Origin of the sequence: Photobacterium sp. Alg240-V54, assembly GCF_900537155.1 — a bacterium.
Lineage (GTDB): Bacteria > Pseudomonadota > Gammaproteobacteria > Enterobacterales > Vibrionaceae > Photobacterium.
In genome coordinates this window covers 529,342-554,998 of sequence record NZ_UNRL01000002.1, presented here as the reverse complement: position 1 = coordinate 554,998, position 25,657 = coordinate 529,342, and the positions used below count along the sequence as shown (strand labels likewise).

The following is a 25,657-nucleotide window of genomic DNA, read 5'->3' as shown; positions in this document are numbered from 1 at the left end:
TTATTAGCCTTTATGAAATTAGGGATCTTATGAAAAAAAAACCTCAAACCTCTGTCATACGTCGTATGTATTTAGGTTTTGCTATCTTAGTAGCACTCTTTGTTGTCACTATCATCTTTATGCTCGATGGTGTCAGCCGCATTCACAACCAATTAAAATCCATTACTACTGATGCTCTTCCTCTCGTTTCGGTTTCAAATAATGTTAGCGTACAGTTATTGGTTGCAGACAAGATATTTAAAGATTTTCTCACCAGTCAAGATCCTCAAGTGATGGCAACCTATAGTACTGAGTTTGAGAAACAAAACGCTGTTTTTCAGCAAGCTCGTAATCAACTTGAACAAGTGACAAAGAATAACGCTCAATTAACAACCTCAATTCAAGCTTTAACAGACCTTGAGCAACGTTATTTTACTGAAGCTACCGTTGCCATGACAAACTACCGTTTATTACTACTTGCAACCCATGAACGCCAGCAATCATCCCGTCAATTTCAACAACTGCAAACAGAACTTAATATCGGCATGAAGGAGTTTATTAACGAACAAGATAATCTTGCCGTTAAGATGCTGTCTAAAAACTACTTTGTGAAGTTAAAAGAAACTGAAACCATTACGCTAGATGCATTGGCTTCTGATAATACTGCTGCAATTGAAAAAGCGATTAAAAGTAATAAAGTCAGTGTTAATCACCTCAGAAACACCTTTCGCTCTTTAACGGTATTACTACCCAAATTAAAGCAAACATTTGGCCCATCGGTAGAACAATACGCACTTGATATTGGTCGTACTGGTGGTGTTCTTGACCAACATTTTGAATATATTCAAGCTCAGCATCGTCTCTACAGTAATATCGCAACCTTAGCTAAAGAAATAAATCAAGCAATGACAATTATTGGTGATTTTACGCAACAAGCTAACAGCCAAATGACTGACACCATTACTACTGCCGACACAACCTATACTGATGTAGTCACCAAAGCAGTGATCATTGGTATCGCCGTCATATTGCTCGCTATTATCGTCGGTTGGTATTTAGCTCGCAGTGTACGCCGACCATTAATGGCTATGTTAAGCACCCTAGAAGCATTAACAGCAGGCAATATGACTCAGCGCACTGAAACCAGTAAATTTATCGAATTTAACCAGCTAAGTCATCATATCAATATGTTAGCTCAAAATTTACAACAAATATTAAGTCAAATTAGCCATGCTTCATCTGAATTAAGTACCGTTGCAACTGAAAATCATGCAACTACTGCAGAAGCGAAACTACGGTTAAATAGCCAGCGCCAACAAACGGCATCAGCTGCCACTGCAATGATAGAAATGGAGCATTCCGTTACTGATGTATCAAAAAGTGCTCAAACAACCATGGAACGCGTTAATGAAGTAGAACAAGCATCTGCAGCTGGACGTAAAGTAATGACCAGTAATATCAATACCGCCCATCAGCTTTCAACTCGCTTAGATGAATCAGTACAAGCGGTTGAACAACTTCAAAAAATGAGCAGTAATATTGGTTCAATCTTAGATGTTATTCGTAACATTGCTGATCAAACCAATTTATTAGCCCTTAATGCTGCAATTGAGGCAGCTAGAGCCGGTGAACAAGGACGTGGATTTGCTGTTGTTGCTGATGAGGTACGAGTATTAGCTAAACGTACCACTGATTCAACATCTGAAATTGAAGCCATGATCAAAAATTTACAGACCAGCTCAGGCCAAGCAATGAATATGATGCAAAGCTGCGTAACAGAAATGGATAACAGTATTGGACTTGCTTCTAATGCCAATAGCTCAATGGAAGAAATTCAAGCTATCATTATTGAAATTAGTGATATGAGCAGCCAAATTGCACAAGCAGCAGAAGAACAACGTTGTACGACCACTGAAATTGCGCGTAGCTTAGAAGATATTAGCCATATTGCCGATAATAGCTATAACGCGATGGAGGAAATGGCTGATACTGGTGTCAAACTTGAGCATTTAGCCACCGAGCAAAATACGCTAGTGAGTCGATTTAAGTTATAACCCCACCACTCACCGGTATTTATATCGGTGAGTATTTCATCGATTTCACCCTCCCATAGCAATCGATTGCGATTTAATGTCGTCGCAAACCACATTGTTTGATTTATCAACTTTACTTCAAAGGACGATACTTTTAGAATCGGGCAAATTTTTTGGTAGGGAAACAAAATGACAACATTAACGATTACTCGTCCTGATGATTGGCACACACATTTACGTGATGGCGATGTATTACAAGATACAGTAAGAGATATTAGCCGTTATATGGGCCGTGCGATTATCATGCCTAATTTGATCCCTCCTGTTACTGATACAGAATCTGCTTTAGCTTACCGTGACCGCATTCTTGGTGCTCAACCAAAATCAACATTCTCTCCGCTTATGGTTATCTACCTGACAGATAACACATCACCTGAAGAAATTAAAAAAGCCAAAGCATCTGGTCATGTATACGCAGCCAAGTTATATCCTGCTGGTGCAACCACTAATTCAGATTCTGGTGTTACTTCAATTGATAACATCCGCCCAGCATTAGTGGCGATGCAAGAAGTCGGTATGCCACTGCTTATTCATGGCGAAGTCACACATAATCACGTTGATATTTTCGACCGTGAAAAAGCATTCCTAGAAACAGTACTTGCTCCTATCGTTGAAGAGTTCTCATCTCTAAAAATTGTACTTGAACACATCACTACTGCAGAAGCTGTGAAGTTTGTGCAGAGTGCGGGCGACAATGTCGCTGCAACGATTACTGCACACCACTTACTGTTTAACCGTAACCATATGTTAGCCGGTGGTATTCGTCCTCACTTCTACTGCTTACCGATTTTAAAACGTAACACTCACCAACAAGCACTGATTGAAGCTGCAACCAGTGGCAGCAAGAAGTTTTTCTTGGGAACTGACAGCGCACCTCATGCTAAAGGTCGTAAAGAAGCAGCTTGTGGTTGTGCTGGCTCTTACACCGCTCATGCCGCAATTGAGCTGTATGCTGAAGTATTTGAGCAAGCGAATGCACTCGAGAAACTAGAGGGCTTTGCGAGCTTTAATGGCCCTGATTTTTATGGTTTACCACGTAATACCGATACCATCACTTTGATTAAAGAATCATGGAAAGTGGCAGAAGAAATGCAATTTGGTGGCGATACCGTTGTACCAATTAAAGCTGGCGAAATGATGACGTGGACTGTTAACGTGTAAATTAACCTCTTTTTCTCTAAGCTTAAAAAAGAAAGGCTTCCAAAACGGAAGCCTTGTTATTTTCAATATAGTAATTAGGCTATGCCGTTTGATCTGCTGGTATTTTCAATTTATGAAATAAACGATACAACACAGGGACAACGATCAGTGTTAACACTGTTGCAAAGCTCAATCCAAACATAATCGTTACTGCCATCGGCTTAAAGAAAACATCTGGTAATAAGGGAAGCATCCCTAAAACGGTTGTTATTGCCGCCATACATACAGGACGAACACGACTTACCGCCGCATCAACCACCGCTTGATATTTTTCCTTGCCGCTTGCTATCTCAATTTCAATTTGATCTAACAATACGATACCGTTTTTCACCAACATCCCTGACAGACTCAAGAATCCCAATAATGCCATAAAGCCAAATGGCGTATTTAATAGCAATAACCCTACCGTTACCCCAATAATTGCCAAGGGTACCGTTGCCCATACAATCAGTGCTTCTTTAACTTTATTAAACAGCACAATAGTAATTAAGAACATTGCTAAATAACCCATCGGCATGGTTTGAAATAGTGACGCTTTTGCATCTGCTGATGATTCATACTCACCGCCCCACTCCAAACTATAACCTGCTGGTAAATCAATCGCTTCTATAGCAGGTAAAATACGCGCTTGAACCGATGCAGCAGTTTCATCACCTAATGGATCAGGATCCGCCATAATCGTTAGCATACGCTTACGATTTTTACGCACAACCAATGGATCTTCCCAGCGCACATTCACACCTAATACCACTTGTTGTAATGGAATATAACCTTGAATTGCTGGGCTCCAAATCTTCATACCTTCTATGGTGCTAATATCAACCCGTTCATCTTCTGGCAAACGTGCCACTATTGGCATTAAGTTTGTTCCTTCACGATACAAACCTATATTGAACCCTGAAAATGCCATTTGTAGCAATTCATCGACATCTTTTTTGGTAATACCATAACGCCTTGCTTGGCTTTCGTTAAACACGGGTTCAATAACTTTGGTACGATCTCGCCAGTCATGACGAATATTAAAGGCACCAGGATCTGCATTCATAACATCAACAACTTGCGAAGCAATACCACGAAGGATCGTTGGATCTGAACCGACAATGCGAGCTTCTATTTTAGAACCTGATGATGGACCTAACATGACCTGTTTTAGTTTGAATTCAACTTCTGGATGATCTTTGTTCATCGCTTGGCTAAATTTACGCATAACAGGAATCACATTTTCAAAACTATCCACTCGAACGATCAACTCACCATAAGAGGCATAGCTTTTCTCTGGCGCATAAGTCAGCATAAAGCGTTGTGAACCTTTGCCTGCACTTGAACTAACATAATCAACACCGTCTTCAGCATTCACCACTTTTTCTAACGATTTCAAGGTAGCATTCGTTGCACGAATATCAGTCCCTTCTGGTAACCACACATCAACCATAAACATTGGCGTTGTAGAAGCAGGAAAGAATGATTGTTTTAACAACGTGAAGCCATATAAGCTACCGCCAAGCATTAAGATCAACGCTAACACCGTTAACCATGCACGACGCATACAGAACTCTAGCGACTTACGGTATACCACGAAGAAAATACTGCCATAAGGATCTTTTTGATTTGCTCCTTGATCCACTTTGACATTTTTAAAGAAAAGATCAGCAAAGAAAGGCGTTAATGAAATAGCCGTAAACCAACTCAACATCAGTGAAATTAATAATACCGTAAATAAGGTTCGACAATATTCACCAGTTGAATCTTGTGATAAACCTATAGGCGCAAAGGCCATAACTGCAATCACTGTCGCGCCAAGTAACGGCCACTTAGTTTGAGCTACAATATCTGAAGCGGCTTGTATTCGCGTCCGCCCCTTTTGCATTCCAATGAGAATTCCTTCAACGACTACGATGGCATTATCCACCAGCATACCTAGCGCGATAACCAATGCACCCAATGATATACGTTGTAGATCGATTGCCATCCACTTCATAAATACAAAGGTACCAAGTACGGTTAATAGCAAAATCAGACCAATCAATAGTCCTGATCGTAATCCCATAAAAAACAGCAAAACAATGATAACAATCGTAACTGCTTGACCTAAACTAACCACAAAACCACTGACTGATTTATCTACTTCTGTTGGCTGGCTATATACTTCATCAATATCAATACCAACTGGTTGTTGCTGTTTCAACTCGGCTAATCGCTGCATCACTCGTTGACCGACTTCAACAACATTCACCCCCTCAATAAAAGAGACTCCAACGTTAAGTGCCTGATGCCCATTAAAACTGACGAGATTATCAGGAATTTCTTTAAAGCCTTTTTTAATGTCAGCCACGTCACGTAAATAAATCAGCCCATCAGCACCTTTATCGGTAATGATTAAATCGCCCAGTTCATCAACATTCTTAAACTCACCCGTCGGATGAACACGTACATATTCATCGCCAATGCGAACTGCGCCCGCACTTGTGACTAAGTTTTGGGTAGCTAAAATGTTGTAAATAGTATCCGGTGAAATACCTAAACTACTTAAGCGTTGCATCGATATTTCAATGAACACTTGCTCTTGCTGGTTACCAGTAACAGATACCTTACCCACGCCACTGATCAACTCAATTTCACGGCGAAGATAATCGACGTAGTCACTCAATTCTTTATAGCTATAACCATCGCCGGTTATTGCCAACAAAATACCGTAAACATCACCAAAATCATCAATCACTTTTGGTTTTGCAACTCCTGGAGGCAAGTTTGACGAGATATCATTGACCTTACGGCGTAATTCATCCCAAATTTGTGGTAAATCGTCAGGTCCATAATTATTTTTCATGGTGACTGTGATTTGCGATAGCCCTCGGCTAGAGAGTGAGTTCACTTCGTCAACATAAGTCAGTTGTTGAATCGCTTTTTCTATCGGATAAGTGACTTCTTCCTCTACTTGCTGTGGCGTTGCACCAGGATAAACAGTAACCACCATCGCATCTTTAATCGTAAAAGCGGGGTCTTCTAACTGTCCTAAGCCAAAAAAAGATACGGTGCCGCCAACTAAAAATATCAGTGTCAGCATCCAGCTAATCACCTTATTTTTTATAAAATAGGTCGCGATATCTTGTTTCATTATTGCGTACCCTCCTTAGTAAATATCACCACTTTCTGTCCATCCCTTAAGCGGTTAACGCCTGTTACAACAATCTGCTCACCTTGCTTAACACCAGATTTTAATCGCACACCTTCTGGCACGACTTTATCCGTTACAACTCGACGTTTCGACACCGTATTATTTGGTGTAACTATCCAAACATATTTATGATCTGAAGCGATATCATCACCATCTAAGTTAAATAACGCTTCAAGTGGCACTATTTGTTGTCCAACCTGATAAACTTGTAACTTCTGAGCATCCGCTTCAACTTCAATCGTCATCCCTTCTAAAATAAACTGCTCTTTAGGCATAGGCATGGTTAACGTCACAAGAAATGAGCCCGATTCTGGATCTGGCTCAGTGGTGAACTCTTTTAACGTCACTGCATATTTTTCGCCATTAGGTAAAATGGCCTGTGCGGTGGATCGCTGCCCTTTATCTATATCCAATATACTTTGCTTGGAATAAATCATATCAGGCGCTTGGATCTCGATATCAACAGCATCCGTACTATGAAGATTCATCATTTGTTGACCGACTTTAATATTTTCAAATTGCTCAACCGGAATGGTTGATATCACGCCTGAAAAAGGTGCTTTAAGCGCAGTAAAACTTAATTTCAATTGGGCTAAATCAAGGTTGGCTTTAGCAATACTTCGCTTAGCTTTTAATTCATCAAATTGAGACTGGGGTAAATAACCATTTTTTAATAGTGTCGCTGAACGACGATATTGGCTATTAATGACATTATATTTTGCCTGCGCATCATCCACTTCTAATCTGTAATCACGCGGATCCAATCGGGCTAAAACCTGACCTTTTTTAACTGTGTCTCCTGAACGAACCAAGATCTGCGTCACTTCTCCTGCAATACGAAATGATAAAACAGATTTATCTGCAGCGGATGCCATCGCGGGAAAAGTTAATTTCGGTGATTGCTTACCTGATTGCACTTGCTGCACTTTCACTAGTGGTAAATCTTGACGTGGCTCAATCGTTGGTTTATCACAGCCTTGAAGTAATAACACTGTACTGATTGTCAACGCCAATAAACTATAACGTTTGATCATAACCCGCGCTCCTTGATCCATGAGCGAACCTTTTGACCTGATTGCAATTCAGAAACGCCAGATGTAGCTATAACATCACCATCATTTAACCCTGAAATAACACGGTTATTTTTATCTAATGTGACTTCTGTTCTAACAACTTGCTGCTTATCATCAACACGCCAGACATAATTTTTATTATCTTCAATCATGATCGCTCGCGGCGGAATGGCTCCTGCTTTACCTTGCGGCAGCACAATCATCACACTACCAGACATGCCTGGCATAATATTGCTGCCATCAGGACGAGCCATCGAAAGTGTTACTTTATAACTTGACGTTTTGCTGTCAGGCTCAGTATCGATTTCTTTAAATTGCGCCGCAAAAGTTTGATTAGCTAAAGTGTCAAACGCAACGGTTGGATTAATATTTTCGGCATGACCTTGAAAGCGAGCGAGAAGATAATCAGGAAGCTGAAATGTCATGTTAATTAATTGGGCACTTTGAATATGCATTACTGGCTGTTTAGCAGCAATATATTCATAGTTTTCAACCATAGATAAAGAAATATGCCCGTCATAAGGTGCTACCAACTTGGCATAACTTAAATTCGATTTCGCTTTATCTAATGCAGCTTTGGCCTGTTTCAAATTGGCTTTTGAAGTATCGTAATCTAGCTCTGATACTACATTTTGATTACGTAATTTTTTATCGCGCTTAAATTGCACATTCGCTAAATCATATTGCGCTTGTGCTTGTTTGACTAACAGTGATAATTCATCGCTATTTAATGTCGCAAGTGTCTGCCCTTTCGTCACAAATTGACCTGGATGTACGTCGACACTTGCGAGTTGTCCTGCGACTCGAAAAGCTAAAACGGCTTTGTCACCCGCTTCAACAATTGCAGGAAACGCACGTTGTGATTCATTATTACCGACCGAAACTGACTGTAATTTTACCGGGCGAGATTCAGGCTCAGCTATCACTGCTTGATCATCCTTGCACCCACTTAACGCTAAGCATGTAAATAATGCCGCAATAAAGCGATACCTCATACTACTCTCCATGATGTTTTATACTGAATCCTTACTATTGTTAAAATATAGTACAAATAACTGCTATCATAATGAATAATATAGATTAATAAATTAACAATACGGTTTCATTTTCAAAGTAAAGCCGATATCACAATTCTTATCGATATAAAAAGGCAATAAAAAAGGAGCACAAGGCTCCTTTTATTTAAATATCCCTAAATGGCTTATTTCGCCATTTCAGCTATATTTACACGCCATGTGTCAGGGCCGGTTTGGTGAGCATTAACACCTTCAGCATCCACAGCAACCGTTACTGGCATATCTTCAACTTCAAACTCATAGATAGCTTCCATACCTAAATCAGCAAAAGCGACCACTCGCGCCTTTTTAATGGCTTTTGCGACTAGATATGCAGCACCGCCTACCGCCATTAAATACACCGCTTTGTGTTGCTTAATCGATTCAATGGTTGCAGGCCCACGCTCAGCTTTACCGATCATGCCAGTTAGCCCTGCTTCACCTAACATCATTTCGGTGAATTTATCCATGCGGGTTGAGGTTGTCGGTCCAGCAGGCCCTACGACTTCATCACCAACAGCATCAACAGGACCCACGTAGTAAATAAAACGATTGGTAAAATCAACCCCTTCAGGAAGACCTTCGCCATTAGCTAACATTTCTTGAATGCGTTTATGAGCAGCATCACGACCAGTTAGAATCTTGCCGGATAACAACACAGTTTCACCCGAGCGCCACTCTTGTACATCCGCTTTAGTTACGTTATCAAGATTAACACGGCGGACATTATCACCGACTTCCCACGTTACTTGTGGCCAATCACTCAATTTCGGTGGTGTTAATTCTGCAGGCCCATTGCCATCTAAGGTAAAATGTACATGGCGAGTTGCTGCGCAGTTAGGGATCATACATACAGGCTTTGATGCTGCATGGGTTGGCGCGCTTTTAATCTTAACGTCCAGCACCGTTGTTAAACCACCTAAACCTTGAGCACCAATACCTAATTTGTTAACACGTTCATAAATATCTAACCGTAATGCTTCTTCTGTTGTTTTAGCACCACGTTGCTGCAATTGATGAATATCTACCGCTTCCATCAATGATTCTTTCGCAAGCACCGCAGCTTTTTCGGCTGTACCACCAATACCGATGCCTAACATGCCCGGTGGACACCAACCTGCGCCCATTAATGGCACTGTTTTTTCTACCCATTCAGCAACATCATCAGAAGGATTAAGCATCACCATTTTAGTTTTATTTTCAGAACCGCCACCTTTGGCTGCAATCTGAATTTCAACCTTATCGCCAGCCACCATCTCAACATGTACCACGGCTGGTGCATTATCTTGAGTGTTCTTACGCGTACCAGCGGGGTCTGCAACCACCGAGGCACGCAATGGGTTATCAGCATTAGTATAAGCTTGACGTACCCCTTCATCGATCATCTGTTGTACCGTTAAGTCACTGTCCCACTGTACATTCATACCAATTTTAACAAAACAGGTCACAATACCCGTATCTTGACAAATCGGACGACGTCCTTCAGCTGACATACGAGAGTTAATCAAAATTTGGGCAATGGCATCTTTCGCCGCTTGGCTCTGCTCTTTGTTATAGGCTTTTTCTAATGCTTGAATAAAATCCAAAGGATGATAGTAAGAGATATATTGTAAAGCATCGGCGACACTACTGATTACATCTTGTTTACAGATGACGGTCATAATTACCCTCGTTAAATATTATTATTCCATGGCGCCCTGTATTAATCTTCCTGAATGTAGGGTATTAAACAACAAAATAGTGCTGTTCAATCTTGGGCGTCTTTCGTTGAATATGATACTCTTGCCCATAACATTGCGCTATGCGCCAATCAAACCTCTTGTCACAAAAAAGAAAATGATTTGTAAATCACACCCAGAATTAAGCATTACCTCATTACCCTACTCAAAAGATGCCGCACTTTCATGGTTTGCACCATTATCGAGGTTGCCATGGGCAATGATATTACGTTCGGCAGCGACTGCGCACCCAGATAATCGTTATGATATTTTAGTTGCCGATCCTTTAGCCACTATTGAGTCACAAAATGACATAACTTATATTAAGTTTTCAAATGGTGACCAACGTACTACTGCCGATGATCCTTTCAGTGTTATAAATTCCTTACAAAATGAATTATTACCGTCACTTAGCCCTCTTGAAAACATACCTTTTATTGGTGGATCATTAGGCTATTTTAGTTATGATTTAGGCCGTAGAGTAGAAAAAATAGCAGTAACTGCAACCCATGATATTCCATTGCCAGAAATGGCTGTGGGTATTTATGATTGGGCATTAATTGTCGATCATCAATTACAAAAAATATCGCTTATTGAACCTCAAAATAGTCACCGCTTATCGTGGCTAACTCAACTGCAATCTCAAGTAACAGCGCCAACAACACTACAAACCAGTAACCCAAATACAGCATTCAAATTAACATCTTCATGGTCATCAAACATGACTAAAGAGGATTATTGCAACAAATTTAACACCATACAGTCATATCTATTATCTGGTGATTGCTATCAGATCAATCTTGCACAACGATTCAGTGCGGATTACCAAGGAGATGAATGGCAAGCTTATTGCCGTTTAGAGGCCGCTAATGGCGCTCCCTTTTCAAGTTTTATTCGTACCGATAACAGCGCCATTCTTTCTGTTTCACCTGAACGTTTTTTACAATTAAATCACGGCACAATTGAAACTAAACCCATCAAAGGCACTCGCCCACGTAGTACTGATATGATTGAAGATGCAGCCAATGCTAAGGCACTTCAACAAGCGCCTAAAGATCGCGCAGAAAATGTGATGATCGTTGATTTACTGCGTAATGATATTGGTCGAGTTGCAATACCAGGCAGTGTTCGTGTACCTGCATTGTTTGCTATTGAAAGTTTTCCAGCAGTGCATCATTTAGTCAGCACCGTTACCGGCCAACTCGCTAGTAATTATTCAGCCACTGACTTATTACGCGCTTGTTTTCCTGGCGGATCGATTACTGGTGCACCCAAAATCAGAGCAATGGAAATTATTGAAGAGCTAGAACCTCATCGACGCAGTATCTACTGTGGCAGTATCGGCTATATCAGTCGTTGCGGCAGCATGGATACAAATATTGCCATTCGCACACTGGTTGCTTACCAACATCATTTATATGCATGGGCGGGAGGTGGCATTGTTGCAGATAGCGATGCAGAAAGTGAATATCAAGAAACTCTCGACAAATTAAGTAAAATTCTGCCAACCTTATAATAGTGCTAAATTTAACAAAATATCTGTAATGGAGACTTTATGAATGAACAGCAGCAACTTCTAACGCGGTTTCTTATGGCACCCAGTCAGCAATATGATAAAAGCCATAAGCGTAGAATTGATCATCACTTTAACGATGATATTAATTTCAAACCCGCTGCTGTTCTCATTCCGTTAGTTCCTCGAAAGCAAGGTTTTAATGTCGTATTAACCCGCCGTGCAGAACACTTAAAACACCACCCTGGACAAATTGCGTTTCCTGGTGGTCGTTTTGAAGATACTGATAATGATTTAATCACCACAGCATTACGTGAAACCTATGAAGAAACCGGTATTATTTGTCAACGTAATAATGTTATCGGCCAGTTAACGCCACTTGCAACAACCAGTGGCTATATTGTTACCCCTTTCATCTCAACCATCAGCAGTAACTATAGTGCTAAGCCAGATCCTGGTGAGGTTGACGCTATCTTTGAAGTACCACTCAATTACTTACTTGATCCCCAAAATATTAAATCACATCAGTTCCACCTGCGAGGTGAGTTTCACCGTGTGTATGCGATACCCTATAATAATTATTCCATATGGGGCGCAACTGCACAGATGATTAAACTATTATCTAACCAAATTTGGGAAGATAAAAAATAACCAAATATACGTTTTATTTTAATCTTACAAGCTCATTAGTGTGATGCAGGTCTTATTTATTTGTATCACAATATATTCGTATTACAGAACGCGATCTTTATCCTTGTGTTCCCCCAATAAATAGCGACAATGCGCCCGTTCCTATATTCCGTTCCGTTCCCTTTTATTGGATATCACAGCATGCAAAATACATCGACAGCAACAGGTGCGACAAAAGCCAGATGGACCTATAAAGATTTCACATGGGCTCTTTCTCTATTTGGTACAGCAGTAGGTGCAGGTGTTCTATTCTTACCAATTAAAGCGGGTGCGGGCGGTTTTTGGCCACTAGTTATTCTTGCTCTTATCGCAGCGCCAATGACTTGGTTTGCACATAAAAGCCTAGCGCGTTTTGTATTATCATCAAAAAATCCAAATGCTGATATTACCGATACTGTAGAAGAGCATTACGGTAAAACAGGTGCTAACCTAATTACTTTCGCTTATTTCTTTGCTATCTACCCTATCGTATTAATTTACGGCGTTGGTATTACTAACACGGTTGATTCATTCATGGTTAACCAACTGGGCATGGAATCAATCCCTCGCTGGTTACTATCAGGTGTATTAATTGCACTGATGACTGCAGGTGTCGTGTTCGGTAAAGAATTAATGCTAAAAGCAACATCAGCCATGGTTTACCCATTGGTTATTATTCTACTGGTTCTTTCTGTATACCTTATCCCTGACTGGAACATGTCAATGGTACAAACAGAAGCTGATTGGTCAGCAATGCCTAAAATCATTTGGCTAGCAATTCCAATCATCGTGTTTTCATTTAACCACAGCCCAGTTATTAGCCAGTTTGCGAAAGAACAACGTCGCACTTACGGTGATGACGCCGTTAAGAAAACTGACATGATCACTGGTGGTGCAGCGATGATGCTAATGGGCTTTGTAATGTTCTTCGTATTCTCAGTTGTGCTTTCAATGACACCTGAACAATTGAACATGGCAAAAGAACAAAATATTTCAGTGCTTTCATACCTAGCTAACGTAAAAGATTCACCTGCAATCTCTTACTTAGGTCCACTGGTTGCATTTGCAGCGATTACTTCAAGCTACTTTGGTCACTTCCTTGGTGCTCATGAAGGTCTTGTTGGTCTAGCAAAATCTCGCTCTAAGATGCCTATTGCTAACATTGAAAAAATCTCTCTAGGTTTCATTGTTATCACAACTTGGATTGTAGCAATCATCAACCCTAGTATTTTGGGTATGATCGAAACAATGGGCGCACCAATGATTGCGGGTATTTTATTCCTACTACCTGTTATCGCAATGCAAACAGTACCAGCAATGGCTAAATACAAAACATCAGTATTTGCTCGTATCTTCACTGTTTTATGTGGTATCGCTGCAATCACTTCTGTAATTTACGGCGCATTTTAGTAAAACAGCTATAAATGTACCGTTTGCGAATAATTAATCGCATAAAAGCAAAAAATTGTGCTAGTACTCATGGTGTTTACTAGCACAAATAACGTAAAATAGATGATACTTAAGAGTAACAGTGCATCGAGCATCATTACTCTTTTAGTTTAAGTGCGCTCGCCAAGGAAGGAGCGAGGATATCAACGAATAACAGTCTTACTCGGAAGCAGAATCGCCTCCCTCTGACTGAGGTAATAACATGATCAGTATTTTCGATATTTTCAAAATTGGTGTCGGTCCTTCTAGTTCACACACTGTAGGCCCAATGAAAGCAGGTAAAGAGTTCATCGACGACTTACGCTCGTTAGGTAAACTACGTGACGTAACTAAAATTACTGTTGATGTTTATGGCTCTTTGTCGCTAACAGGTAAAGGTCATCATACTGATATTGCTATCATTATGGGTCTTGCTGGCAACTCCCCTGAGCATGTTGATATTGATAGCATTCCTGGATTCATCTCTCGTGTTGAAGAGACTGAACGTCTTCCTGTTGGCATGCACTGCCATACTGTCGATTTTCCACGCGATGGCGGTATGAACTTCCATACTACTAACCTATCCCTCCATGAAAACGGCATGTCTATCCATGCTTGGAATGGTGATGAGGTTATTTTCTCTAAAACTTACTACTCAATTGGTGGTGGTTTTATTGTTGATGAAGAAAACTTCGGTAAAGAACAGACCAACACAGTAGAAGTTCCTTACCCATTCTCTTATGCATCAGAGCTATTAGATCAATGTAACACACACGGGCTTTCTATTAGTGCCGTCGTTATGGCTAACGAACGTGCAATGAATGCTGAAGATGAAATTAGCACCTATTTTGCTAACATTTGGAAAACCATGCGTGAATGTATGGAGCGTGGTATGAATGAGGAAGGTATTCTTCCTGGACCACTACGTGTTCCTCGTCGTGCAGCAGCATTACGTCAACAGTTAATCACAACAGAAAAACTCAGTAATGACCCAATGACAGTTGTGGACTGGGTTAATATGTACGCGTTTGCTGTCAATGAAGAAAATGCAGCCGGTGGTCGTGTTGTGACAGCACCAACAAATGGCGCATGTGGTATTATCCCTGCTGTTTTAGCTTACTATGATAAGTTTGTGCAGTCAGTTGGACCAAAAGAATATACTCGTTACTTTGCAGCATCAGGTGCTGTTGGCGGTTTATATAAGCGTAATGCTTCAATTTCTGGTGCAGAAGTTGGCTGTCAAGGCGAAGTTGGTGTTGCATGTTCAATGGCAGCAGCAGGCTTAGCTGAGTTAATGGGCGGAAGTCCTGAACAAGTCTGTATGGCAGCGGAAATTGCCATGGAACACAACCTTGGTTTAACTTGTGACCCTGTTGCTGGCCAAGTACAAGTACCATGTATTGAGCGTAATGGTATTGCCGCAGTAAAAGCAATTAACGCAACCCGCATGGCACTTCGTCGTTCATCAGCACCACGAGTATCTCTAGATAAAGTCATTGAAACGATGCTTGAAACAGGTAAAGATATGAACGCTAAATACCGTGAAACCTCACAAGGTGGCTTAGCGATTAAAGTTATTTGCTAATCATAGAGCACATAATTTAGTAACACCAAAAAACTATCTTCGGATAGTTTTTTGTTTTTAGCTCAATATTCCTCATTAAAACCCCCATTTATATACAACACGGTTCATTTGTATTCTCCTCTCAACACTATGCAATTAAGATATATACCCATATTATATCAATATAACTATTAGCTTTATCCGTTGTTCTTTATATAACCAATTGTGTCTATTCTTTCGTTTCTTTTAGTCCTATACTCACCCGTGTATACACATTATCATTAATGTCGTATCAGCATGGATGCGTATATCGCCTTTACATCATTGATGTACGATATGTAATGAAGGATTTATTCCCTTTATAGAGAAGCAATATTGCTATGAAATATAAGCGTATCCTCTCGCAGAGCCATGTTGTTCTGAAAGAGTTTTATGTCGATCATCATTTAATTGTAAAATTATCAAATGCAGAAGGTAATATTCATATTAATGGCCACGCCATAGACATAAAAAATAATAGCATTTTAGCTATACCTAAATTTAGTCACATCTCTTGCTCTATTAATCAATTAAATACGCAAGAGAACATTGAATTGCAAATCTTAATGATTAATGAAGGTGCGATCAGTGCAGCATTCAACTATATCAGTGCCCTGAAGCAACCATCATTAACAAGCTCAAATTGCTCGCCTATCTATCTCATTGACTCTTCTGAAATTGTTGAGCAAAATTTCGCATTATTTAATCAACTATTGCCAAGCATTAGTGGATCAACAATGGAGCAAACTTTGCTGAGCCAGTGCTTAGTTTTCATTTTAATTGCACTTAATGATACTGGTATTGATGTTTTCAATGTTTATCGCTTTAATTATGACGAACCTAAAGAACGAACGATTGCACGCTTAATCACCCAAGATCCGCAACGAAAGTGGAGCGTTGATGATATGGCAAAAGCACTATTTACAACGCAATCAACGTTACGTCGTCATTTAGCAAAAGAAGGCGTCTCATTTAGCCAATTATTACTTGATGTTCGAATGGGATTAGCGCTTAACTTTTTGACGTTTTCTAATTACTCTATCTCACAAATAGGTAACCGTTCTGGTTTTGGTAGTGCCGCCTATTTTTGTGATGCATTTAAACGTAAATATAATGTAACGCCATCACAGTTTAGAAGTAGTTCAAGAAAAGAAAATGATATGGATACTGAAGGATGCTTTACTGGTATAGAACACACGCAGCATTTACCAGAATTGTGCCATTAAAAAATACGATATCAATTTAACACTAACATCAAACCTCGCCAATGCGGGGTTTTTTATTATTGGTAAATACCTGATATAAAAAAGCCCTGCTTAAACAAGCAAGGCTATTTATCAAACTATAAGAAATTACGCAGCAACTTGTTGTAGCTCACGATCTTTAGGTGCGGTGCCAATCGGTAAGATAACACGACCATATTCAGCATTTAATACTTGTGCCATTGCAAAATAAATCGCACTTAAACCACAGAAAATACCTTCAATACCTGCAATGAAACCGATGGTTGTATTACCAGTGAAGTCACGGGCAGCTAACAAGAAGAATAAAATCGTTAAAGAACCAAAAACAACTTGCTTAGCAGGCGGGTAACGTAGTGAGCCAATAAACATAAATGCTGTAAATAGACCCCAAAGTGCTAAATACCAACCCATAAAGTGCGCTGGGCTTGCTGCAAAACCCATTTTAGGTAATACAATTAGACCCACTAACGTTAGCCAAAATAGGCCATAAGAAGTAAATGCCGTTGTACCAAACGTATCACCACGCTTAAAGCACATCATGCCTACAAGAATTTGACCAAGACCACCATAGAAAATACCCATCGCTAGAATCATAGAATCTAGAGGGAAAAAGCCAGCATTATGGATATTTAATAAAACGGTCGTCATACCAAAGCCCATTAGTCCTAATGGTGCTGGATTTGCAAGTTTTGTAGACATCTTCTTCCCCTACAGGATTTTCAACAAAAGTGATAAAACTTCAAAATGTGTTCGCATATTTATGCGCCGCGAATTCTAATGGAAGCGGAGATACAGATCAATGCCTATATCGTGAAAAACAGCATCTAAATCAAAAAACACCATTAAAGCATGAAATATGTAAAGAATCTTTGTGATACTGAAAGCGCAAAATTGTTAGTAATTATTAAAAACATTAAAACCAGTTACACTCTCATAAAATACTGACAAAAAAATACATAACCAATTGATTAAAAAAACATTTAATTTAATTAATATTTTTAAACAAACAAGAAACAAAAACAAATATACTGACTTATTTTGCCATTTAAACTGATGCTTCAAAAAAAAACCTCAAAATATCGATTTTTTTAAAATATAGCGCTAAAAAAAAGCGACCTAAGTCACTTTTTAATGTGGAACGAGTAAAACTCGATACAATCACAATTGTGTTATATCGTTGCAGTTATTATTTAACCCAAAATCATGGCTGTTGATAATCACAATTTAAATAGCAAACTTGCTCTAAAATCGTAATGAGTCGCTGTTGATTTAACGGTAATGGGTTACCTTTTATCGCATTAGTGCGTAATGCATCATCAGCAACCTCTTCAAACATGGTATTGCACAATCCATACTTCGATAATAGTGGCAGCTGCAATTTTGTTAAGATGCGATCTACCCATTGCACACTGTCTTCTATATTAGCATCACTATTCATCGTCAATATTACGGCTAATTTTTGATAACGAGCTAGCACATCACTACGCCCTAACTCGATAGCAACTGATATATTTTCAGCCATTACATAGGGAGCTAACCGCGCGGTAATCAACCCATGTGGCGCATTTAATCGCCCACTTAATGCAGATGCGAGTCCATGAGCGGCACCTAATTTAGCATTTGAGCGCGCCATACCTCCAAGCATTGCAGCAAAAGCCATATCACTTCTTGATGGGTAATGATCATCTCGACAAGCTGCTAATATTGACATCGAAATCCGTTTTAACCCTTCCTCACAAATCATATCTGTTAATGGATTTGGCTCACCACAGACATAGGCTTCCATCAGATGGGTAAACGCATCCATTGCACAGTACCCAGACAAAACGGTGTCCATACCATAAGTAAGCGTCGGATCAATAATTGCTAAGTCAGGAAAGAGTTCAACATTACTTAAGTTAACTTTTACTTGTTCCTGTGCAGATTGTAACACCGCACTTTTACTCACTTCTGCCCCAGTACCTGCTGTTGTTGGAATAGCAATAAATGGCAATGATTTAACTTGTAATGGCACATTACGTCCAACAACATCAACATAATCATAGACACTCCCCTGATTAGGAATTAATGCTGCTAATGATTTAGCGACATCAAGCACACTCCCGCCACCAATACCGATAACCATATCAGGACAAAAAGTACGCCCCATTGCAGCTAACTCTTCGATCATCGCAATTAATGGTTCGCCTTTGATAACTAATCGTTGATAGCGCATATTCTGCTGCTTAAAATACTGCTCAAGTTGCTGTGAACGCTGCTGATCTTGACCTGTAACTAATAATGCACTGTAACCAAACTGATTCAGTAACGATAAAGAATCATGCAAAGCACCTTCACCAAAGATAATCCGTGTTGAAGTCATAAACTGAAACATAGGCTATTTACCTCACCCTAAATCACGTCAATTAAATAAAAGTATCAACTCTGACAATTGTCGTTATTGTTAATTGTACGTAACTAGATTCAATCAGATAAGTTAACCTAATATTGATTACAAACAATTTTTTGCTTGTTTCAATAACTACACCGTTAAGATCAACCCTCACTCACAGTAGCAGTAATACATCACTAACAAACAGATGTCGTAAAAGTGACTTTTTACTGCAATAGAAGCGTAATAACGCATTGGTAGGCTGCATAAAGTTCAACGGCAATGAAGCCATATAATGATTTAACGAGGAATGAACCATGAAACAAGCAGCAGTGGTAGCCGCTATCTTTACCAGCTTATCAACAACCGCAACTGCAGCAACGGTGTATGACAATAATGACACTGTGATTGAAGTTGGTGGCCGAGCAGAAGCGCGTTTTAATATCTCAAAACAAAATAAAGGTATTAATAACGACAGTAATGAATTTAAAGATAAAAGCCGTGCCCGCCTCTCTTTAAAAGGAAAGTCTGCAATAAATCAACAACTCACTGCTTTTGGTAAATATGAAGCTGAAATTTCAGATAATAAAGATAGCACTGTCACCACTCGTTACCTTTATGCCGGATTAGACTCGCAATTTGGTGCATTTTCATATGGTAAACAAGATTCAGCGCAAGTGATGCTCACTGATTTTACAGATATTTTATCAACTTTTGGTGGTGATGCTGTTGATCTGGTTGATGGTAATAAAGACAAACGCGAAAATAATTTTTTATATGTCGGTGAGTTTAATAATCTAGCCATTGCGACTAACTATATTGCAGAAAATAACAGTGGTACCAAAGACAGTAACAGCGTTGGTATTGCTGCCCAATATAGCTTTCCTTTTGGGTTAAACTTAGGTGCAGGCTATGTTAATGGTAATGACGGAGTCGATATAGATGCCAACCAATTTAACCTCGCAATAAGCTATGAGCTCGATAATATCTATGCAGGTGCAACATACGCTAATGGCAAACATGGCGATGCTGACTTAAATGGTTATGAGTTGGCTGCAGCATATACATTTAATCAATTTACCGCACGAGGCGTTTACAATTTTCAGCAATCAGAAACTAACAATGTCACCACTGATGAAGTCGACTACTTTGCTTTAGAAGGCCTCTATAAATTCAACAAAAGTCTACGTACTTACATCGGTTATAAATTCCAACAGCTTGACGCAAAAGATGATGAATTACAGGCAGGTATTCGTTATGACTTTTAAATACATTCATTAGGCATTATCACTAAGCCAGATCAAATATCTGGCTTTTACTTTTTTGGACGCCATCAACGCTTACATAAACGATATCGCTTTTATCTATTGGTTTAACAGAAAAAACCCTCTTCCGCTATTGCGACAGTCACGCTATAGTAACCGTAAATTATGCAGGAGAAATTTATGTTCGTTGTTATTTTTGGTCGTCCAGGTTGCCCTTTTTGTGTTCGTGCAAAAGAACTAGCAGAAAAAATTAAACAAGAGCGCGACGATTTTAACTTCCGCTACGTTGATATCCATGCCGAAGGTATCAGTAAAGCTGATTTAGAAAAGACTGTTGGTAAGCCAGTTGAAACTGTGCCTCAAATTTTTGTTGATCAAGACCATATTGGCGGTTGTACTGAATTTGAAGCTTATGCAAAAGAACATAACCTTCTTTTTAAGTAAGCATTAATACTGATTAACAAAAAGGCTGACGACATTGTCAGCCTTTTTTATATTTACACGATTATTATTGATAATTTAAACACCATATTTTAACGTATGATCCTCCTTTAAAAACCTCACTACGATTAAAAAGGAACTTTATCTCAACAAGTTTCTTTAGAAGATATATTTTCGCTATTTATTTATAATATAAACTATAACCTCTTCCAAAAATCGGCTAGACTTTATGCCACTTTTATCTTTCCATTATTTCGGAAATCCATCGTGAACATTGATGTAGCCGCACTTCTACACCAAAATGATATTTTATTACTCTTTGTAGTCCTTGCTGTTGGTTTAAGTATTGGTAAGATCCGCTTTGCCAAGATGACCCTAGGTAACTCCATTGGCGTTCTACTGACTGCTTTATTATTTGGTAATGCGGGTTTTACGTTTGATACTGATGCACTCAATATTGGCTTTATGCTGTTTATTTTTTGTGTTGGCATAGAGGCTGGACCAAACTTCTTTGGTATCTTCTTTCGCGATGGTAAGCATTATTTGCTACTAGCATTAGTCGTTTTACTGTCATCCATTGCTATTACCATGACCATGGCACGTTATTTACACATGGATATCGGTTTAGCGACAGGCTTGATGGCAGGCTCATTAACCGCAACACCCGTACTTGTAGGTGCAAAAGACGCATTAAACAATGGTCTTGCGGGGATTACTGATCCTGCGATGATCAAGCAATTAAGCGAAAGTTTAAGTGTTGGCTATGCCATGTCTTATCTTGTTGGTTTAGTAAGCTTAATTTTCCTTGCGAAACTAATGCCTAAATTACAAAAACAAAACCTTGCTGAATCATCTCAGCAAATAGCACGAGAACGCGGTATTGGTGAAGTCGCACAACGCAAAGTATATTTACCGATCATTCGTGCTTACCGTGCCGGACCTGAACTGATTAATTGGATTGATGGCCGCAACTTACGTGAGCTGGGTATTTATCGTCAAACGGGTTGTTATATAGAGCGTGTACGACGTAATGGTATTTTAGCCAATCCTGATGGTGATGCCATTTTACAAGAAGGTGATGAAATAGCATTAGTGGGCTACCCAGATAGCCATGCGCGTCTTGACCCTAGCTTTCGTAATGGTAAAGAAGTTTTTGATCGTGATTTACTCGACCTACGTATTGTAGAAGAAGAAATTGTGGTTAAAAATGATGGTATTGCTGGTAAACGTTTATCAGAATTAAACTTATCTGAATATGGTTGCTTCCTTAACCGTGTTGTACGTGCGCAAATTGAAATGCCAATGGATCATAATATTCTATTGAATAAAGGTGATATCCTGCAGGTCAGTGGTGAAAAAAGCCGCGTATTAGGGCTCGCTGAGCGAATTGGTTTTATCTCTATTCATAGTCAAATAGCGGATCTACTTGCGTTCTGTTGCTTCTTTATCATTGGCCTATTAATGGGCTTAATCACCATGAAGTTTGGCCATATTGCATTTGGCTTAGGTAGTGCCGCTGGCTTGTTGATTGCTGGTATTACCCTTGGTTTCTTACGTGCTAACCACCCTACTTTTGGTTATGTGCCCCAAGGTGCGCTCAACATGGCTAAAGATTTAGGCCTGATGGTCTTCATGGTCGGAATTGGTTTAAGCGCAGGTTCTAATCTGTTTGCTTCTATTGCACATATTGGTTTAACTGTATTTGTTACTAGCTTAATGGTCAGCGTCATTCCTGTAGTATTAGCCTACCTTTTTGGTGCTTATGTGCTGAAAATGAATAGAGCATTACTATTTGGCGCTATCATTGGTGCGCGTACTTGTGCTCCAGCAATGGATATGATCAATGAACATGCGCGCAGTACAATCCCTGCACTGGGTTATGCTGGTACGTATGCGATTGCTAACGTACTGCTAACTATTGCCGGCACCTTGATCTTTATTTTCCAATAACACTATTCAAAATAATATTTATCCAATCTTTATAGTCGGTTAACTCATTAATTTATTAATGAGTCAGCCCCTATTCAGTCGGACACTCTACACTGGTTATTAGCGTAAAAATGTAACTAGCAATGCAATCATTTGATTTTTATGATTCAATTTCCTGCTGGTTTACATATTCAAACATGAGACTATGGTAACGATAACTAATGCGCTTTATTATTAGATACTTTACCATAGCTCATTAATACCATTCGTTATCTCTGGTGCCCAATCTATGCGTATTCTTATTGTCGAAGACGATGCCATTCTTAGCCATCACCTTAAATCGCAACTCAGCGAGTTAGGAAATCAAGTTCAGTGTGCCAGCACAGCTGAAGAAGGACTGTTTTTTGCACAAAACTATCCTAACGATATCGCGGTTGTCGATATCGGTTTACCTGATAGAGATGGCATCAGCTTAATTAAAGACATGCGTAAAAAGGGACTACGTTTACCAATAATGATCCTAACTGCACGCTCAAATTGGCAAGATAAAGTCACAGGGCTTGAAGCTGGCGCTGATGATTATTTAGTCAAGCCATTTCAAAAAGAAGAGATGGTTGCACGTTTAAGTGCGCTTGTTCGTCGCAGTGCCGGTTTTGTAAAGCCAGAAATGACAGCGGGTGATATTCGCGTCGATTTATTAGCTAAGCAAGTTTATATTTGTGAAGAATTATTAGAATTAACCGCATTTGAATATGACTTATTAGAGTACTTAATGCGACATAGCCGTCAAGTTGTCTCTAAACAACGCTTACTTGATGTACTGTATGAAGATCAAGAAGGTGATCCTAATACAATTGAAGTTATGATCAGCCGCTTACGTAAAAAATTCACTAAAACTGGACAAAATAACCCTATATCAACCATTCGTGGTCAAGGGTATATTTTTGAACTCAATGCCCAATGAGTCGATTTTTCCAGCCTCGATTAAGACAACGGGTATTGATCACTTCAGTGGCAATTATTGCACTCGTTACATCAGCCCTTGCTGCAGTCATTAATAAACTTTATTCTCAAAGTTATATGGCATCATATTCATCGGAACTTGTTGCACAAATGCCGATGGTTGTTGCACAGCTTAATCGGGCTGGATTAATTAAAGATGTCGACAAATGGATTGATTCACTCGATCCTTCAGATACCGATTATATTGCCGTTGTTTGTGATCAAAGTGACAAAACAACCTGGGTTTCAAATAAAGCATCGGCAAAAAAATTAAGCGATGTCTGCCGTTATTTACCAGAAAATATATCAACGCCCACCCTTATTACGATGAAAAATCATCAAGGATATATTGCTTATAACCTCAGTCGTAATAAAGAAAATGGTACTATTTATCAATTGGTTGTGCTTCGTTCAGCCGATGCTTACGAACACTCTCTAGCTCAATTACATAAACGTACAGCTTTCTATTTAGGGCTGTTTGTTTTAATTGCCGTAGCATTTCTTATTGCCGCCTTTCACTGGGGTTTCCAACCATTACGAAAATTAGCTTCTCAGCTTGATCAAATGGCAGAAGCTAAACGAGAAAAGCTGGATGATAATTATCCAATGGAACTGCAAGAAGTTACCATGGCGGTAAACCGTTTAAGCCGTATTAGTCATGACCAACAAGGCCGTTATCGACATGCGATGGATGATCTTGCCCATAGTTTAAAGACCCGGTTAGCAGCAACAAACGCCCTACTTGATGATACTAGTTTAGATCGCCGTGAATTAAATCAACGCATCATGGAACAAATCAGTCAAATGGATGATTTGGTGCAATACCAATTAAAACGGGCGATGGTCGGTCAACAAGGGTTACAGAAAAGCAACGTTGAACTCAAACCTATCATTACTAGCCTAGATCGAATGTTAAGTAAGATTTATGCCGATAAACACGCAACCTTACATTATCACTTTGATGACGACCTAAAATTACCAATCAATAAAGATGACTTAATGGAATTGTTTGGCAATATGCTTGAAAACAGTTTCCGCTTTTGTATTAGCCAAGTGAAATTATCAGTTATTGAAACGAATGACGATTTTACCATTATGATTGAAGATGATGGCCCAGGAGTAAAACCTGAGCTACGTGAAGCGATTTTTCAACGCGGTGTACGCGCAGATCAACTCAACCCAGGTCAAGGTATTGGTTTGTCTGTTTGTAATGAAATTATTGATAGCTATCAAGGCAAAATTAATGTCGAAGATTCAGAACTTGAAGGCGCTGCATTTATTATTAAACTGCCTAAAAGCTAAGCTTTAACAATCAAATAAATCAGCCAGCGCCTATCGCTGGCTGATTTTTACCCATTAATAGGATAGATACGATCATAAATAAGATTGTAGCCATAGGCATAGAATAAATAAAATACAACCATGCCAATATCTAATACAAATGCATGCCATAAGCTAACATTAAGCACCCATGCTAATACTGGAATAGTAAAAATAACTAATCCAGCCTCGAATCCTAAACTATGCAGTAACCGTATTCTGACTGTCTTCTGCGTTGTACTATATTTTTGCTGCATCAAATTATCAAACCATTGGTTATAGACATAATTCCACAACGTCGCCACGATAGAAAAGAACACACCGACAGCACCTACATGGCCAAGCTCGAACCCAAATTGACTCAATATACCTACCATCAATAGCAAACCAATAACTTCAAAACCAATTGCATGACGAATGCGATCAAATGTTGTTCTCATTTTTATATCTCTTTCACAATTACCGATAAAATATACGCTTAATATATCTATAAATAACTAGAAACAAAGTCAAATACCATCCGATTTAAAGATAGATCGAAAATAGAGATATAAAAAAACCGCCATGATGGCGGTTTTA

19 protein-coding genes are annotated in these 25,657 nt (G+C 39.3%); 12 read left to right on the top strand and 7 right to left on the bottom strand.

The features are described 5' to 3' along the window. The first annotated feature begins 29 nt into the window (after positions 1-29). The gene (locus G6R09_RS07995; protein ID WP_240345710.1) at positions 30-2,033 is read left to right on the top strand and encodes a methyl-accepting chemotaxis protein; all 2,004 of its coding nucleotides are present in this window, start codon (positions 30-32) and stop codon (positions 2,031-2,033) included. Positions 2,034-2,201: 168 nt separating this feature from the next. Beyond that, on the top strand, positions 2,202-3,233 hold the full coding sequence (gene pyrC, locus G6R09_RS07990; protein WP_163921594.1) for a dihydroorotase: 1,032 nt from the start codon (positions 2,202-2,204) through the stop codon (positions 3,231-3,233). Positions 3,234-3,312: 79 nt separating this feature from the next. On the opposite strand, the gene G6R09_RS07985 is transcribed toward pyrC, so the two are convergent. The 4 genes from G6R09_RS07985 to G6R09_RS07970 form a co-directional block, all read right to left on the bottom strand. Continuing rightward, positions 3,313-6,387: an efflux RND transporter permease subunit gene (locus tag G6R09_RS07985; RefSeq protein ID WP_163921591.1), complete on the bottom strand. Its 3,075-nt coding sequence runs from the start codon at positions 6,385-6,387 to the stop codon at positions 3,313-3,315. Then, the gene (locus G6R09_RS07980) at positions 6,387-7,481 is read right to left on the bottom strand and encodes an efflux RND transporter periplasmic adaptor subunit (RefSeq protein ID WP_163921588.1); all 1,095 of its coding nucleotides are present in this window, start codon (positions 7,479-7,481) and stop codon (positions 6,387-6,389) included. Before G6R09_RS07980 ends, G6R09_RS07985 begins: the two co-directional genes overlap by 1 nt. Beyond that, on the bottom strand, positions 7,478-8,515 hold the full coding sequence (locus G6R09_RS07975; RefSeq protein WP_163921585.1) for an efflux RND transporter periplasmic adaptor subunit: 1,038 nt from the start codon (positions 8,513-8,515) through the stop codon (positions 7,478-7,480). The genes G6R09_RS07980 and G6R09_RS07975 overlap by 4 nt, the downstream gene beginning before the upstream one ends. A gap of 206 nt (positions 8,516-8,721) precedes the next feature. Next, complete coding sequence (locus tag G6R09_RS07970; protein ID WP_163921582.1) at positions 8,722-10,236, bottom strand: fumarate hydratase; 1,515 nt, start codon at positions 10,234-10,236, stop codon at positions 8,722-8,724. Positions 10,237-10,411: 175 nt separating this feature from the next. On the opposite strand from G6R09_RS07970, the gene pabB reads away from it, so the two are divergent. From pabB to G6R09_RS07945, 5 genes are all read left to right on the top strand, one after another. Then, complete coding sequence (gene pabB, locus G6R09_RS07965) at positions 10,412-11,809, top strand: aminodeoxychorismate synthase component 1 (RefSeq protein WP_163921579.1); 1,398 nt, start codon at positions 10,412-10,414, stop codon at positions 11,807-11,809. Positions 11,810-11,848: 39 nt separating this feature from the next. Further along, positions 11,849-12,457, top strand: a complete 609-nt coding sequence (locus G6R09_RS07960) for a CoA pyrophosphatase (RefSeq protein WP_065166227.1) — start codon at positions 11,849-11,851, stop codon at positions 12,455-12,457. 180 nt (positions 12,458-12,637) lie between these two features. Next, positions 12,638-13,885, top strand: a complete 1,248-nt coding sequence (locus G6R09_RS07955) for an aromatic amino acid transport family protein (RefSeq protein WP_065166228.1) — start codon at positions 12,638-12,640, stop codon at positions 13,883-13,885. A gap of 241 nt (positions 13,886-14,126) precedes the next feature. Further along, entirely contained in the window at positions 14,127-15,488 is a 1,362-nt protein-coding gene (locus tag G6R09_RS07950; RefSeq protein WP_065166229.1) for an L-serine ammonia-lyase, read from the top strand. Between the two features lie 359 nt (positions 15,489-15,847). Then, positions 15,848-16,732 (top strand): AraC family transcriptional regulator, encoded by an 885-nt coding sequence (locus G6R09_RS07945; protein WP_065166230.1) that lies wholly within the window; start codon positions 15,848-15,850, stop codon positions 16,730-16,732. 126 nt (positions 16,733-16,858) lie between these two features. Here the strand turns inward: G6R09_RS07945 and G6R09_RS07940 are convergent, their stop codons facing one another. Further along, complete coding sequence (locus tag G6R09_RS07940) at positions 16,859-17,449, bottom strand: GPR1/FUN34/YaaH family transporter (protein WP_065166231.1); 591 nt, start codon at positions 17,447-17,449, stop codon at positions 16,859-16,861. 502 nt (positions 17,450-17,951) lie between these two features. Then, positions 17,952-19,124 carry an iron-containing alcohol dehydrogenase gene (locus G6R09_RS07935; protein ID WP_163921576.1) on the bottom strand — a complete coding sequence of 391 codons (1,173 nt, stop codon included), beginning with the start codon at positions 19,122-19,124 and terminating at the stop codon, positions 17,952-17,954. A gap of 314 nt (positions 19,125-19,438) precedes the next feature. Here G6R09_RS07935 and G6R09_RS07930 point away from each other — a divergent pair, with 314 nt between their 5' ends. The 5 genes from G6R09_RS07930 (at position 19,439) to G6R09_RS07910 (ending at position 25,060) form a co-directional block, all read left to right on the top strand. Further along, positions 19,439-20,389, top strand: a complete 951-nt coding sequence (locus G6R09_RS07930; protein ID WP_163921573.1) for a porin — start codon at positions 19,439-19,441, stop codon at positions 20,387-20,389. A gap of 177 nt (positions 20,390-20,566) precedes the next feature. Beyond that, a complete protein-coding gene (locus G6R09_RS07925; RefSeq protein WP_065166234.1) occupies positions 20,567-20,830 on the top strand; it encodes a GrxA family glutaredoxin in 264 nt (87 codons plus the stop codon). A gap of 264 nt (positions 20,831-21,094) precedes the next feature. After that, positions 21,095-22,777: an aspartate:alanine antiporter gene (locus G6R09_RS07920; protein WP_060996575.1), complete on the top strand. Its 1,683-nt coding sequence runs from the start codon at positions 21,095-21,097 to the stop codon at positions 22,775-22,777. 268 nt (positions 22,778-23,045) lie between these two features. Continuing rightward, a complete protein-coding gene (locus G6R09_RS07915; protein WP_163921570.1) occupies positions 23,046-23,720 on the top strand; it encodes a response regulator in 675 nt (224 codons plus the stop codon). Then, a complete protein-coding gene (locus G6R09_RS07910) occupies positions 23,717-25,060 on the top strand; it encodes an ATP-binding protein (RefSeq protein ID WP_065166236.1) in 1,344 nt (447 codons plus the stop codon). The genes G6R09_RS07915 and G6R09_RS07910 overlap by 4 nt, the downstream gene beginning before the upstream one ends. A gap of 47 nt (positions 25,061-25,107) precedes the next feature. Here G6R09_RS07910 and G6R09_RS07905 read toward each other — a convergent pair whose 3' ends face one another. Continuing rightward, positions 25,108-25,518, bottom strand: coding sequence for a PACE efflux transporter (locus tag G6R09_RS07905; protein ID WP_087843865.1), 411 nt, complete (start codon positions 25,516-25,518; stop codon positions 25,108-25,110). Positions 25,519-25,657 lie beyond the last annotated feature (139 nt).

Bases quoted from the DNA above. Each gene is read 5' to 3' on its own strand.
- G6R09_RS07995 (WP_240345710.1), top strand. From the start codon at position 30: ATGAAAAAAAAACCTCAAACCTCTGTCATACGTCGTATGTATTTAGGT.
- pyrC (WP_163921594.1), top strand. From the start codon at position 2,202: ATGACAACATTAACGATTACTCGTCCTGATGATTGGCACACACATTTA.
- G6R09_RS07985 (WP_163921591.1), bottom strand. From the start codon at position 6,387: ATGAAACAAGATATCGCGACCTATTTTATAAAAAATAAGGTGATTAGC.
- G6R09_RS07980 (WP_163921588.1), bottom strand. From the start codon at position 7,481: ATGATCAAACGTTATAGTTTATTGGCGTTGACAATCAGTACAGTGTTA.
- G6R09_RS07975 (WP_163921585.1), bottom strand. From the start codon at position 8,515: ATGAGGTATCGCTTTATTGCGGCATTATTTACATGCTTAGCGTTAAGT.
- G6R09_RS07970 (WP_163921582.1), bottom strand. From the start codon at position 10,236: ATGACCGTCATCTGTAAACAAGATGTAATCAGTAGTGTCGCCGATGCT.
- pabB (WP_163921579.1), top strand. From the start codon at position 10,412: ATGATTTGTAAATCACACCCAGAATTAAGCATTACCTCATTACCCTAC.
- G6R09_RS07960 (WP_065166227.1), top strand. From the start codon at position 11,849: ATGAATGAACAGCAGCAACTTCTAACGCGGTTTCTTATGGCACCCAGT.
- G6R09_RS07955 (WP_065166228.1), top strand. From the start codon at position 12,638: ATGCAAAATACATCGACAGCAACAGGTGCGACAAAAGCCAGATGGACC.
- G6R09_RS07950 (WP_065166229.1), top strand. From the start codon at position 14,127: ATGATCAGTATTTTCGATATTTTCAAAATTGGTGTCGGTCCTTCTAGT.
- G6R09_RS07945 (WP_065166230.1), top strand. From the start codon at position 15,848: ATGAAATATAAGCGTATCCTCTCGCAGAGCCATGTTGTTCTGAAAGAG.
- G6R09_RS07940 (WP_065166231.1), bottom strand. From the start codon at position 17,449: ATGTCTACAAAACTTGCAAATCCAGCACCATTAGGACTAATGGGCTTT.
- G6R09_RS07935 (WP_163921576.1), bottom strand. From the start codon at position 19,124: ATGTTTCAGTTTATGACTTCAACACGGATTATCTTTGGTGAAGGTGCT.
- G6R09_RS07930 (WP_163921573.1), top strand. From the start codon at position 19,439: ATGAAACAAGCAGCAGTGGTAGCCGCTATCTTTACCAGCTTATCAACA.
- G6R09_RS07925 (WP_065166234.1), top strand. From the start codon at position 20,567: ATGTTCGTTGTTATTTTTGGTCGTCCAGGTTGCCCTTTTTGTGTTCGT.
- G6R09_RS07915 (WP_163921570.1), top strand. From the start codon at position 23,046: ATGCGTATTCTTATTGTCGAAGACGATGCCATTCTTAGCCATCACCTT.
- G6R09_RS07910 (WP_065166236.1), top strand. From the start codon at position 23,717: ATGAGTCGATTTTTCCAGCCTCGATTAAGACAACGGGTATTGATCACT.
- G6R09_RS07905 (WP_087843865.1), bottom strand. From the start codon at position 25,518: ATGAGAACAACATTTGATCGCATTCGTCATGCAATTGGTTTTGAAGTT.